11 protein-coding genes are annotated in these 13068 nt (G+C 75.3%); 5 read left to right on the top strand and 6 right to left on the bottom strand.

The window, feature by feature from the left end; all coding sequences use genetic code 11:
* The first annotated feature begins 34 nt into the window (after positions 1–34).
* Positions 35–883: an aldo/keto reductase gene (locus tag ABZY31_RS06685; RefSeq protein ID WP_356405524.1), complete on the top strand. Its 849-nt coding sequence runs from the start codon at positions 35–37 to the stop codon at positions 881–883.
* On the opposite strand, the gene ABZY31_RS06680 is transcribed toward ABZY31_RS06685, so the two are convergent.
* The gene (locus ABZY31_RS06680) at positions 880–1443 is read right to left on the bottom strand and encodes a DUF1697 domain-containing protein (RefSeq protein ID WP_356405522.1); all 564 of its coding nucleotides are present in this window, start codon (positions 1441–1443) and stop codon (positions 880–882) included. The two genes, ABZY31_RS06685 and ABZY31_RS06680, sit on opposite strands and share 4 nt — an antisense overlap.
* A gap of 152 nt (positions 1444–1595) precedes the next feature.
* Between ABZY31_RS06680 and ABZY31_RS06675 the strand changes: the two genes are divergently transcribed.
* On the top strand, positions 1596–2450 hold the full coding sequence (locus ABZY31_RS06675; protein ID WP_356405520.1) for an aminoglycoside phosphotransferase family protein: 855 nt from the start codon (positions 1596–1598) through the stop codon (positions 2448–2450).
* A 91-nt stretch (positions 2451–2541) separates the two neighbouring features.
* On the opposite strand, the gene ABZY31_RS06670 is transcribed toward ABZY31_RS06675, so the two are convergent.
* A complete protein-coding gene (locus tag ABZY31_RS06670) occupies positions 2542–3267 on the bottom strand; it encodes a 3'-5' exonuclease (RefSeq protein ID WP_356405518.1) in 726 nt (241 codons plus the stop codon).
* 105 nt (positions 3268–3372) lie between these two features.
* Entirely contained in the window at positions 3373–4641 is a 1269-nt protein-coding gene (locus ABZY31_RS06665) for an SAV2148 family HEPN domain-containing protein (protein WP_356405516.1), read from the bottom strand.
* A 266-nt stretch (positions 4642–4907) separates the two neighbouring features.
* Between ABZY31_RS06665 and glgX the strand changes: the two genes are divergently transcribed.
* Positions 4908–7022, top strand: coding sequence for a glycogen debranching protein GlgX (glgX, locus tag ABZY31_RS06660; protein ID WP_356405514.1), 2115 nt, complete (start codon positions 4908–4910; stop codon positions 7020–7022).
* Here the strand turns inward: glgX and ABZY31_RS06655 are convergent.
* Positions 7007–8284: an MFS transporter gene (locus ABZY31_RS06655; RefSeq protein WP_356405512.1), complete on the bottom strand. Its 1278-nt coding sequence runs from the start codon at positions 8282–8284 to the stop codon at positions 7007–7009. The two genes, glgX and ABZY31_RS06655, sit on opposite strands and share 16 nt — an antisense overlap.
* 82 nt (positions 8285–8366) lie before the next feature.
* Here ABZY31_RS06655 and treY point away from each other — a divergent pair, with 82 nt between their 5' ends.
* Together treY and ABZY31_RS06645 are read left to right on the top strand one after the other, a co-directional pair.
* The gene (gene treY / locus ABZY31_RS06650; protein WP_356405510.1) at positions 8367–10589 is read left to right on the top strand and encodes a malto-oligosyltrehalose synthase; all 2223 of its coding nucleotides are present in this window, start codon (positions 8367–8369) and stop codon (positions 10587–10589) included.
* 52 nt (positions 10590–10641) lie between these two features.
* Positions 10642–11955 (top strand): M14 family zinc carboxypeptidase, encoded by a 1314-nt coding sequence (locus ABZY31_RS06645; protein ID WP_356405508.1) that lies wholly within the window; start codon positions 10642–10644, stop codon positions 11953–11955.
* On the opposite strand, the gene ABZY31_RS06640 is transcribed toward ABZY31_RS06645, so the two are convergent.
* Together ABZY31_RS06640 and ABZY31_RS06635 are read right to left on the bottom strand one after the other, a co-directional pair.
* On the bottom strand, positions 11945–12445 hold the full coding sequence (locus ABZY31_RS06640) for a GNAT family N-acetyltransferase (RefSeq protein WP_356405506.1): 501 nt from the start codon (positions 12443–12445) through the stop codon (positions 11945–11947). The genes ABZY31_RS06645 and ABZY31_RS06640 overlap by 11 nt on opposite strands.
* Positions 12446–12507: 62 nt before the next feature.
* Positions 12508–13026, bottom strand: coding sequence for a DUF1203 domain-containing protein (locus ABZY31_RS06635; RefSeq protein WP_356405504.1), 519 nt, complete (start codon positions 13024–13026; stop codon positions 12508–12510).
* Positions 13027–13068 lie beyond the last annotated feature (42 nt).

Here is a 13068-nt window from a genome sequence, read left to right as displayed (position 1 = left end):
TGGCACATCGCGGGCCCTGCGTTACGGTCGGGGCATGGTGGACGCGGTGTTCAGTCTGGGCGGGGACCTGCCGGTGCGGCGCCTCGGCTTCGGTACGGGCGGCCTGGTCGGCCCCGGGTACTGGGGGACGCGCGGGGACCGCGGGGCGGCGCGGGAGCTGCTCCGCGCGGCGGTGGCGGGCGGCGTCCGCCTCGTCGACACCGCCGACAACTACGGCCCCGAGCTGGCCGAGGAGCTGATCGCGGAGGCGCTGTACCCGTACGACGGCGACCTGGTGATCGCCACCAAGGGCGGGGTGGTGCGCACCGGTCCGGACGCGTGGCACGTGGCGGGCCGGCCGGAGCAGCTGCGGGCGGCCTGCGAGGCGAGTCTGCGGCGGCTGCGGGTGGACCGGATCGACCTGTACCAGCTGCACCGCTTCGATCCGGCCCTGCCGGAGTCCGAACAGCTGGGCGTGCTGGCGCAGTTGCGGGCCGAGGGCAAGATCCGGCACATCGGTCTGGACAGCGTGAGCGCCGACCAGCTGGCACTGGCGCTGGAGAGCGAGCCGGTGGCCGCCGTCCAGAATGCCTTCCACCTGCTGGACCGTTCGGCCGCGCCCGTCCTCGCCCTGTGCGAGGCCGAGGGGATCGCCTTCCTCCCCTACTACCCGCTCGGCAGCGGGGCGCTGACCCGCGACGGGTCGGCCGCGCTGGCGGCGGTGGCCGCCGCGCACGGCGCCGGGCCGGGCCAGATCGCCCTGGCCTGGCTGCTGCACCACTCCCCGGTGCTGTGCCCGACGCCGGGGACCGGTTCGCCCGTCCACCTGGCGGAGAACCTGGCCGCGGCCTCGATCGCGCTGTCCCCGGCGGAACGGGCGCTGCTGGACGCCCTCGTGCCCTAGCTTTCCTCCTGGGTGAGTTCGACGAGCTTGGTGACGGTGTTCCAGTTGCGGCTGGTGGCGTCGAGGCCCTTGAGCAGGGCCGGGCGGGCCAGGACCTCGCCCAGCTTGGAGCGGCCGAGGCCCTCGGGGGCGTAGAGGTAGACGACCCGGTCGCCGAGGCGGAACTCCTCGGGGAGGAAGGCCTGCGCGTCGAGGGCGGCGAAGCGTTCCTCGTCGGGCTGTCCGGACAGGAAGGTGACGTGCAGCTGCCTGCCCTCCAGCGTGTCGGCCGGGAAGGGGCAGGCGGCGACCACGGCCCGCAGGTGGGCGCCGTCGACCACGAGGCAGGGGACGCGGAAGCCGAAGTGCTCCTCGATCGCCGCCTCCAGCACCCGGGCGAGAGCGGCCGGGTCGGCGTCGGCGCGCGCGGTGGTGAAGACGGCGTTGCCGCTCTGGAGGTGGGTCCGGACCCCGGTGTGGCCGAGCCCGGCCAGGACCTGGCGCAGCTCGGCCATCGGGACCTTCTTGTGCCCGCCGACATTGATGCCGCGCAGCAAGGCGGCGTACGTCCGTGTGGTCATCCCCGAACGATAGGGGCGCGCACCGACAGCGCCCCCTAGGCGGCCCTCCCGCCCGTCGGGGCGGCGCGCGGCGGGATGCGAGACTTGGCCGTTCACGACGGCGCGGGACCGGATCGCAGCGGGACCGGAACGGAAGAGGGCGGCGGGGCGGCATGGACGAGGCACGGGCCAGGGACGTACTGACGGCGGCGGGCCTCGGCCGCGGGGCCGGGCTGCTCGCCCTGGGGGAGAACGCGGTGTTCGCGGACGGCCCCCTGGTGGTGAAGGTCGGCCGCCCCGATCCGGCGCTCGTGGCCCGCGCGGAGCGGGAGCTCCAGGTGGCGGCCTGGCTCGCCGGGGTCGGCATCGCGGCGGTACGGGCGGCCGAACCGGCGCCCCGGCTGGTCGACGGCCATCCGGTGACCCTGTGGCACCGGCTGCCGGACGCGGTCCGGCCGGCGGGCCCGGCCGATCTGGCCGCGCTGCTGCGCCGGGTGCACGCCCTGCCCGCGCCGCCCTTCGACCTGGCGCCCCGGGACCTGCTGGGCGGCGTCGAGCGCTGGCTGCGGCTGGCCGGGGACGCGATCGACCCCGAGGACGCGGCGTTCCTGCGGGAACGGCGCGACGGCTACGCGGCCCAGGTCGCCGCCCTCACACCGCACCTGCCGCCGGGCCCGGTCCACGGCGACGCGCTGCCCCGCAACGTGCACGTGGGACCGGACGGACCGGTCCTGGTCGACCTGGAGACCTTCGCCCTGGACCTGCGGGAGCACGACCTGGTGGTGATGGCCCTCTCCCGCGACCGCTACGGCCTGCCCGAGGAGTCCTACGACGCCTTCGTGACGGCGTACGGGTGGGACGTGCGCGCGTGGGACGGCTGCGCAGTGCTGCGCGGGGCCCGGGAGACGGCGAGCTGCGCCTGGGTCTCCCAGCACGCCCCGGCCAACCCGAAGGCGCTGGCGGAATTCCGCCGCCGGGTCGCCTCGCTGCGCGACGGAGCCCCCGAGGTCCGCTGGCACCCGTTCTGACCGGGACCGGGACCGAGACCGGGACCGGGACCGGGGCCGCACGCCTCACGGCACCCGCACCCGCACCCGCACCCGCCCATCCCACGGGCCGTCACCCCGCGGCCGGGACCAGCCCCCGCAGCGGCCACGCCGCGTCGATCACCGCGTCCGGGGTGCCCTCGCGGCGCAGGTAGGCCTCGAAGTCCCGGGCCCAGCGCGCGTGCCAGGTGCCCTGGCGGGTGTGCAGCTCGGCCGGGGCGAGAGCGGCCACCTCGGGGTGGCGGACCGCTATCGCCCGGGCCACCTGAACCGCCGCCAGCGCGTCGGCGCCCGCGTCGTGCGCGTCCTCCAGGGTGACCCCGTACACCCCGCACACCGCCTCCAGGGTCCGCTTCCCGCGCCGGTAGCGGTCCACCGCCCGGTCGATGGTCAGCGGGTCCACCACCGGCCCGGTCTCCGGTCCGCCCAGGCGCTCGGCCAGCGAGGGCAGTCCGTAGCGGGCGAGTTCGGCCGAGAGCATGGTCAGGTCGAAGGCCGCGTTGTAGGCGACGACCACCGCCCCCCGCTCCCAGTGCTCCACCAGCGCCGCCGCGACCTCGTCCGCGACCTCCCGCGCGGGCCGGCCCTCGCGGACCGCCCGCTCGGTGCTGATCCCGTGGATCGCCGAGGCCTCCTCGGGGATCGGTATCCCCGGGTCCGCGAGCCAGCCGCGCCGCTCGCGCACCGCCCCGCCCCGCACTTCGATCAGCGCGGCCGTCACGATCCGCGAAGCCCCCGGCTGCGTGCCGGTCGTCTCCAGGTCGAACCCGATCAGCACACCGCCGTGCCAGTCCCCCATGCCGTGCTCCCCCTCCACCCCGTGCCCCTCCCCCGTACACATCCGGTCAACGGCTTTCAGCCTGCCACGGGCCACTGACAGCCGGGCCTCCGGGGGTGAACGGGGTCACGACACCGGCCGGGAGTCCTCCCACACCGATTCGAATTCCTCCCGGTACGTGGCGAAAAGGCCGTGGTCCACCTCGCGCGCCGCGCCGCGGCCGCCGCCCCGCAGCACCAGGACCGGGGCCTCCATGCCCCGCGCCCGGCGCAGGTAGGACTGGACGACGGCGATGCCCGAGCCCTCGCCCTCCACCAGGTAGGCGGTGAAGCGCGGGGTCTCGTCGAAGACGTGGATCTCGAAGCGGGAGGGGTCCCGCAGGCCCGCCCGGACGCGCCGCACGTGGAGGATGTTCATCTCCACCGAGCGGCTCAGCTCCCCCTTGCGCAGCCCCAGCTCGCGCTCGCGCCGTTTGACCGCGCTGCTCGCCGGATTGAGGAACAGCAGCCGCACCCGGCACCCGGCCTCGGTGAGCCGGACCAGTCTTCGCCCCGAGTAGTTCTGGACCAGCAGGTTCAGGCCTATCCCGATGGCGTCGAGGCGGCGGGCGCCGCCGAAGAGGTCCTCGGCGGGCAGCTGGCGCTGGAGCCGCACCCGGTCGGGGTGGACGGAGATGACGTCCGCGTACCGGTCGCCCACCAGGTCCTCGACGGCGTCGATCGGCAGCCGGTCGGCCGAGGGGCTGCCCGATCCGCCGCCGAGGACGTCGAGCAGCCGCGCCGAGGCCCGTTCGGCCTGTTCGAGCACCGGCCGGGACAGCGCCCGGTTGCGGGAGACCACGTTGCGCGTGACCTCCAGCTCGTCCAGGGCCTGCTCGATCTCGCGCCGGTCGTCGAAGTACGGCTCGAAGCAGGGCCAGTGCTGGACCATCAGCTCGCGCAGCTGCGGGAGGGTGAGGAAGCTCAGCACGTTGTCGTCGGCCGAGTCGAGCAGGTAGCCCTTGCGGCGGCTGACCTCGCGGACGGCGACCGCCCGCTGCACCCACTCCTGCCCGGCGGGCCCGGCGGCCGCGACCACCCAGTCGTCCTGGCCGTGCACGGGCTCGTAGATGGGGCGGAGCACCGCGCCGACCACGGCCCGCAGCCGTTGTTCGATCAGATTGAGCCAGATGTACGCACGACCCGCCCGCTGGGCCCGGGTGCGGACCTCGCTCCACGCGTCCGCGCCCCAGTCCAGCTCGGCCCCGGTCCGGGCACTCCCCGCACTTCCGGTCTCCGCCGGACCCGCCAGGGAGACCGCCCCGGCCATGGCGCCGGGTACACCTCCCGGGGCGTCCGCCGGACCGCCCTCGTGACCGCCGTCACCAGGGGGCAGCTCCAGACCTCCCGAGCTCACCCGCGCACCGCCTCCCGCTTCTGGGATCGCCCGCCTCCAACGATCAAGGAAGGGTATCCCGCGCGCACGGCCCGGTGCAGCCGGATGGCCCGTACACCGGACCCCCGTTGACCCATTATCCGATGCCCACATGGTCCGCTGACCCGCCTATCGGCTCTACGGCGTCACCCGGTAGGAGCATGGCAAGTCCCCGCGTAGCTCCGCTCTTTCGGGGAAGATCTGGGAGACGTAGTCCGACGCCGGATCAGATTGGAAGAGTCGCATCTATGCAGGTCTGGCCAGGACAGGCGTATCCCCTGGGTGCCACCTATGACGGGGCGGGCACCAACTTCGCGGTCTACTCCGAGGCCGCACGGCGCATCGAGCTGTGCCTTCTGCACGACGACGGCTCGGAGACGGCCGTCGAACTGCGCGAGACGGACGCCTTCGTCCGGCACGCCTACCTGCCCGGGGTGATGCCCGGGCAGCGCTACGGCTTCCGGGTGCACGGCCCCTACGAGCCGGAGCGCGGGCACCGCTGCAATCCGGCCAAGCTGCTGCTGGACCCGTACGCGCGGGCCATCAGCGGCTCGATCGACTGGGGCGAACAGGTGTACGGCTACCACTTCGGGCGGCCCGATTCGCGCAACGACCTGGATTCCGCGCCGCGCACGATGACCTCGGTCGTGGTGAACCCGTACTTCGACTGGGCGAACGACCGGCCGCCGCGCACCGAGTACCACCACACGGTGCTGTACGAGGCCCACGTCAAGGGGCTGACCATGCGTCATCCCGATCTGCCGGAGGAGCTGCGCGGCACCTACGCCGCCCTCGCGCACCCGGCGGTCATCGGACACCTCACCAAGCTCGGGGTGACGGCGCTGGAGCTGATGCCGGTGCACCAGTCGGTCAACGACCACCGGCTCTTCAACGACGGCCTCAGCAACTACTGGGGCTACAACACCATCGGGTTCTTCGCCCCGCACAACGGCTACGCCTCCGGGGACCGGGGCCAGCAGGTGCTGGAGTTCAAGTCGGCGGTCCGGGCCCTGCACGAGGCGGGCATCGAGGTGATCCTCGACGTGGTCTACAACCACACCGCCGAGGGCAACCACCTGGGACCGACCCTCTCCTTCCGGGGCCTGGACAACGCGTCCTACTACCGCCTCTCGGACGACCCCCGCTACTACACGGACACCACCGGCACCGGGAACTCGCTGCTCATGCGGTCCCCGCACGTCCTCCAGCTGATCATGGACTCGCTGCGCTACTGGGTCACCGAGATGCACGTGGACGGCTTCCGCTTCGACCTGGCGGCGACCCTGGCCCGCCAGTTCCACGAGGTGGACCGGCTCTCGTCCTTCTTCGACCTGGTCCAGCAGGATCCGGTGGTCAGCCAGGTGAAGCTGATCGCCGAGCCGTGGGACCTGGGCGAGGGCGGCTACCAGGTGGGCAACTTCCCGCCGCTGTGGACCGAGTGGAACGGCAAGTACCGCGACACCGTACGGGACCTGTGGCGCGGCCAGCCGCGCACCCTGGCCGAGTTCGCGGGGCGGCTCACCGGCTCCTCCGACCTCTACCAGGACGACGGGCGGCGCCCGCTCGCCTCGATCAACTTCGCCACCTGCCACGACGGCTTCACCCTGCACGACCTGGTCTCCTACAACGAGAAGCACAACGAGGCGAACCGCGAGGGCAACCGGGACGGCGAGAGCCACAACCGGTCCTGGAACTGCGGGGTCGAGGGGCCCACCGAGGATCCCGAGGTGCTGGAACTGCGCGCCCGCCAGATGCGCAACTTCGTGGCCACGCTGATGCTCTCGCAGGGCGTGCCGATGCTGAGCCACGGCGACGAGTTCGCCCGCAGCCAGGGCGGCAACAACAACGCCTACTGCCAGGACAACGAGCTGGCGTGGGTGAGCTGGCCGGAACCGGGCAAGCCGGCGCCCGGAATGCTGGAGTTCACCCGGCAGATGGTGTGGCTGCGGCGCGACCACCCGGTGTTCCGGCGGCGCCGGTTCTTCCACGGGCGGCCGGTCGAGGGCACCGACGACGAGCTGTCGGACATCGCGTGGTTCACCCCGCACGGCGAGCCGATGCGGGCGCGCGACTGGCAGGCGCAGCACGCCAAGGCGCTGACCGTGTTCCTCAACGGCGAGGCGATCTCCGAGCCGGGCCCCCGGGGCGAGCGGATCACCGACGACTCGTTCCTGCTGATGTTCAACGCGGGCGCGGAGCCGCAGGACTTCACGCTCCCGGCCGGGCACGGCGCGCGCTGGCGGCTGGTGGTGGACACGGCGCGGGCGGACGTACTGCCACCCGGCACCGGGCCGCAGTACGCGGCCGGGGACCGGGTGGCCCTGACGGGACGGAGCCTGGTGGTGCTTCAGCGCCCGGCGTAGGACCCGCGGGGGCCCGCGGGCACGGCGGCCGCCGGGGCGGCCGCCGCGGCCGGGTGGCTGCGGGCGGACGGCACCCGCGCGAAGAGGGCGAGGGCCAGGCACAGCGCGGCCGCCCCCACGGCGACCGCGAAGGCCCCGGCGGGCCCGTGCGCCTCGGCGAGGCGCCCGCAGACGGCCAGGGCGAGGGCCTGTCCGGCGACCAGGGAGCTGGCGGCGAAGGCCATCGACTCGGCGAGCCGGCCGGGCGCCACCGCGCGCTCGGTGAGCGCGAAGGCGGTGATCAGGTGGGGCGCGTAGGCCGCGCCGAGGACGGTGACGACGGCGTACAGGCCTCCCAGCGTGTCGGTCACCAGGAGCGGGGCGGACAGCACGAGGGCGGCGGCGGTGGCCACCCGCCAGCGCAGCCGCAGCCCGAAGCGGGCGGGCAGGGTGCCCATCCCGAGGCCGACGGCCGCGCTGACCACGCCCATCGCCGCGTACACGATCCCGGCCTGCCCGGGGACGCCGAGGCGGTCGGTGAGCGAGGCGATGCCCGCCTGGCAGGCGCCGAACATGGCCCCCTGGAGGGCGAGCGAGCCGCGGACCGCGTGCACGATGCCCGGGTGGCGGGGACGGCGGGCCGTCGCGGCCCTGGCGGGCCGGGGCGATCCGGCCGTGGCGGCGGCGGTCGGGTGCAGGGCGTAGGCGCTGCCGAAGCCGACGACGAGGACGGCGGCACCCGCCAGGGCCACGGACGGGTGCGCGCCGAGGACGGCGAGCCCGACGAGGGCGGGCCCGAAGACGAACGACACCTCGTCCAGGGTTCCTTCGAGGGAGTGGACGGCTCCGATCACCTCCTCCTCGGCCCCGGCGCGGCGCGCGAGGGCCACGGAGCGGGTCCGGGCCAGCGGTCCGATCAGCGGGATGGAGGCCCCGGTGACGGCTCCGATCGCGGCGAGCGGGACCGTACCGAGGCCGGCGAGGGCGCCGGCGACCAGGGCGCCGGTGGCGAGGGCGTTGACGGCCGCGGCGGCCAGGACGACGGGCCGCTGGCCGCGGCGGTCGGCGAGGCGGCCGAGCAGCGGGCCGCACACCACCTGCCCCGCGGAGAGCGAGCCGCCGACGATGCCCGCGGCGGCGAGGGAGCCGCTGGTCTGGACGACCAGCAGGACGCTCCCGAACTGGGACATCGCGACGGGGAGCCGGGCGAAGAAGGAGAGGATCGGCAGGAGGGGCCCGGTGAGGGCGATGACTTTTCGATAGGTGTCGACGGTTCCACGCACCCGAGGAACGTTAACCGCGCGCAGTCACCCGGATGCATTGGGTCATGGCACGGAATCCGGCAGGCTGGGTACGTACGTTCTCATGAGCCAGCAGCCCCTTTCCGTGAACCGGCGGCGCGCCGCGGCGCGCCCGACCGCCACCTACCGACTCCAGCTGCGCCCGGAATTCCCCTTCGCGGCGGCGGCGGCCGCCGTGCCCCACCTCGCGGGGCTCGGGATCTCCCACCTCCACCTGTCCCCGGTCCTGGAGGCGGTGCCCGGGTCCTCGCACGGCTACGACGTGGTCGACCACACCCGGGTCCGCGGGGAGCTGGGCGGCGAGGACGGCCTGCGCGCGCTCGCCCGCACGGCCCGGGAGCACGGCCTCGGCCTGGTGCTGGACATCGTGCCGAACCACATGGCGGTACCGGCGCCCTTGCACCTCAACCATCCGCTGTGGCAGGTGCTGCGGGAGGGCCCCGGATCGCCGTACGCGCGCTGGTTCGACATCGACTGGGAGGTGAACGGCGGCCAGCTGCTGCTGCCGGTGCTGGGCGAGCCGCTGGATCCGGACGCCGTCCGGGTGGCGGACGGGCTGCTGTGCGTCGGGGACCACCGCTTCCCGCTGCGGGAGGGGACGCGCGACCTGGCGCCGCCCGCGCTGCTCGCGGCCCAGTGGTACCGGCCGGCGTACTGGCGCGAGGCCCGCACCGATCTGAACTACCGCCGCTTCTTCACCATCTCCGACCTGATCGGGGTCCGGGTGGAGGACCCCGGGGTGTTCGCCGCCACGCACGGCAAGCTCCTGGAACTGGTGGCCGACGGAGTGGCCGAGGGGCTGCGGATCGACCACGTGGACGGGCTCGCGGACCCGGCCGGGTACCTGCGGCGGCTGCGGGAGGCGGTGGGGCCCGGGGTGTGGATCGTGGTGGAGAAGATCCTGGCCGACGGGGAACGGCTGCCGGACGACTGGCCGGTGGCGGGCACCACCGGCTACGACGCGCTGCGCCGGGTGGACGGGGTACTGACCTCGGGCGCCGGGGCCGACGAGCTCGCCGCCCGCTACCGGCGCGCGACCGGTCTGCCCGGCTGGTCCGAGACGGCCGACGCCGCCACCCGCGAGGTGCTGACGGAGGATCTGGCGGCGGAGCTGGCGACCCTGGTGCGGCGGGCGGGGCCCGGCCTGGAGAGCGCCGTGCGGGAGCTCCTCGTCGCCTGCCCGGTCTACCGGACCTACCCGGGCCGGCCGGACCTGCCCGGGCTGGTCGATCCGCCGGAGTCGGCGGCCGCCCCCGAGGCGGTGGCGGCGGTGCGCGCCCTGCTCGTGAGCGACGCGGGCTTCGCGGCCCGCTTCGCCCAGACCTCGGCCGCGCTGCGCGCCAAGTCCCTGGAGGACCGGGCGTTCTACCGCTACGCCCCGTTGCTGTCGGCGACCGAGGTGGGCGGCGATCCGGGCCGTCCGGCGCTCTCCCCGGAGGAGTTCCACGCCTACTGCGCCCACCTGGAGCGGGACTGGCCCGGCTCGGGCACCGTCCTGTCCACCCATGACACCAAACGCAGCGCGGACGTCCGGGCGCGCATCGCGGTGCTCTCGCAGCGCCCGGACCTGATGCCCCGCTTCGACGGCGCCGCGGACCCGCAGCAGGCATGGGTGGCCTTCCAGAGCGCCCTGGGCCTGGGCGAGGTGCCGGACCGGGCGGAGCGGCTCGCCGCGGCGCTGCTCAAGGGGGCCAGGGAGGCCGCCGTGCACACCGCCTGGACGGATCCGGACCCGGCGTACGAGGCCACCCTCGCCGGGTACGTGCCCGGCCCGGACGCCCTGCCGGACGTCTGCGCGGCCGCCGGGGACGGCATCCTCGCGATGACCGCGCTGCACCTGACCATGCCGGGCGTCCCGGAGGTCTACCAGGGCTGCGAGGACGAGTGCCGCGCCCTGGTGGACCCGGACAACCGCCGCCCGGTGGCCTTCCCCGGCCCGCCGCAGACCGGCACCGGCGAGGCGAAGCGGGCCCTGACGACCACGCTGCTGCGGCTGCGCCGGGCCCGCCCCGAGCTGTTCGCCGGCTACGCCCCGCTGGCGGCCGAGGGACCCGCGGCGGAGCACTGCCTCGCCTACACCCGTTCCCCCGACCTGCTGGTCGCGGTCACCCGGCTGCCGCACCTGCTCGACGTGGCGGGCGGCTGGCACGACACCCTGCTCCCGCTGCCCCCGGGCCGCTGGACCTCCGCCCTGACCTCCGACACCGACCCCCTGACCGGCCGCGTCCCCCTCAAGGCCCTCCTGTCGGCGACCCCGGTGGCGGTCCTGATCCGGGAGGGGTCCTAGCCGGCGGCTGCCGCGGTGGTAGGGGCGCACTTCGGGCGGGCAGAGCATCACCGTGACCCTCCTCCGAGACATGTGCTACCCCACGCCGCGGGAACTCGCCGCGGCCGCCCGCGCGCTGGCCGACGCGCACCCCGCCCTGGTCCGGCTCCGCCGCACCGGCACCTCCCGGGGCGGGCGGCCCCTGTGGCTGCTCTCCGTCCGGTCCCCCGCCGGGTCCGGGCCGGAGCGCGGCCCGTCGCCGGACGTCCCCCGGCTCCCCCGCCGCAACGTCCTCGTCGTCGCCGGGGCCCACGCCAACGAACCCGTCGGCGGCCCGACCGCCCTCGCGCTCGCCCGCCGCGTCCTGGACGCGCCGGGCCTGCGCGCCGCCTGCGACTGGCACTTCCTGCTCTGCGCCGACCCGGACGGGGCGGCCCTGCACCGCACCCCGCACCCGCGTTCGATCCTCGAATACCACCGCAACTTCTTCCGGCCGCCCGGACCCGAGCAGCCGGAGTGGGCGCCGTCGTTACTGCCTCCGGACCGGCTGCCGCCCGAGACGCTGGCCCTGACCGCGCTGATCGACGAGCTGCGCCCGGTGCTCCAGGTGTCCCTGCACGCGACCGACCTCGGCGGCAGCTGGGTCCAGCTCACCCGGGACATACCGGGGCTGGCCGAGCCGTTCGCCCGGTCGGCCGCCGCCCTGCGGATCCCGGTGGAGACCGGGGCCTCGGACGCGGCGGGCTGGCCCTCCCCCGGCCCCGGCATCTTCGTGATGCCCGCGCCGGACACCGACGCCGCGGGGGCGTTCCACCCGGAGGACACCCGGCTCAGCACCTGGTACCACGCCCACACCTACGACGGGACGACCGCGATCGTCGAAGTCCCCATGTGGGCCAGTGACCTGGTGGACGATCCGGCTCCGCACCCCGACCCGCGGCGCGCCCTGCGGCTGCTGGCCCGGCGGCTCACCGAGGACGCCGACCAGGTGGCCCGGGTGCTCGCGGGGGCGCGCACCGCCCTGCCCTACGGGGATCCGGTGGCCGGGCCGCTGCTGCGGGCGGTGGAGTGGACCCTCGCGCTGATCCCGCGGATCGCCGAGCGGTGGTACGGCGGCTCCGCGCCCCCGGAGGCGACGGCCGCGTACATCGGGAGCATCGACGCCTTCGCGCGCCGCCTCACGCTGCGGGCCGCCGCCATGCTGCTGCGGGTGCTGCTGGCGACCGGGGACCCGGCGGCGGTCGCGCTGGACCGGCTGGTCACGGGCTGGTGCGACGCCTTCGCCGCCCGGTTCGAGGCCCGCTGGGTGCCGGTGGCCACCCAGGTCGAGCACCAGACCCGGACCGTGCTGGCGACGTACGAGCGCCTCCTGGCGGTCAGCCCCTGAGCCGGCCGGCCCCGGGAGCGGGCCACTCGTACCGGCGCTTCGGCGCGCCCGCCGCGCCGAGGCGGTCGTAGAAGCGGATGGCGCCCTCGTTCCACTCGGGCGTCTGCCACTGCACCTGGGCGAGGCCCTGCTCGGCCGCGAGCCGCGCGACGGCGGCCATCAGGGCGGCGCCGAGGCCGTGGCCGCGCGCGTCCGCGGAGAGGTAGAGGCAGTCCATGTGGAGGTGGTGCGCGGCGTCCCAGAAGGCGAACTCCCGCGAGCAGGCGGCGTATCCGACGGTGTTCCCCGCCGGGTCCTCGGCGACCAGCACCCACAGCCGGGGCGGGAGTCCGTCGGCGGGGAAGAGGAGCGGGCCGAGCCGCTCGGCCAGGCCGGGCGGCCGGGGCGCGGCGCGTTCGTAGGCGACGTGCTCGTGGATGAGTTCGACCACGCGCGGAAGGTCGTCGGGGCGGGCCGGGCGCACCGCCGGCCGGTGATCCATGGGGTCCATGAGACCATCCTGCGCGCCCGGCCACAGCGCGCCGCCCGCGGGGTCCGGCGCCGGGATGCGGCCTACGGGCGGCGGACCTCGAACTGGAAGCAGCCGTACTCCACGGCCCGTACGTGCACCAGCGCCACCTCCGGCGCGTCGAACGCCTCGCCGAGGACCCGGTCGAACCCGGCCTCGGCGTCGTCCGGCACCTCGAACAGGCGGCCGCCGACGATGTGCCCGCGGGCGTCGTACCGGCGGACGGTGCGCAGCGCCCCCGGGCGGGCGAACGGGTAGCCGCCCGCCCCGCGCGGCGCTCCGCAGGCGTCGGCGTGGATGAACACCGGCCCCGCTTCGTCGTAGGCGCCGGGTTCGGCCCCGGTCTGCGCCGCCCAGCGGCGCAGCGGCGCGTAGGAGACGAGGGCGACCCGGTCGCCCGGCTCGACCGGCCGCAGGCAGCAGCGCAGCGGGCTGCCGACGCACGCGAAGGGCACCCCGTCCTCCCGGGCGGTGTACGGCCGCACCGGCCGGCCGCAGTCGTCGGCGGTCCGCAGTTCCCGGAGGGCGGCGGGAGGGATGGGGAGGGGGAGGTAGGCGGTCATGGGCCCAGTGTCAGCGGCCGTCCCGGGCCCCCGCTGGCGGAA

It is taken from the genome of Streptomyces sp. NPDC006529 (genome assembly GCF_040611795.1).
Taxonomy (GTDB): domain Bacteria; phylum Actinomycetota; class Actinomycetes; order Streptomycetales; family Streptomycetaceae; genus Streptomyces.
This window is presented reverse-complemented; position numbering and strand designations above follow the sequence as displayed.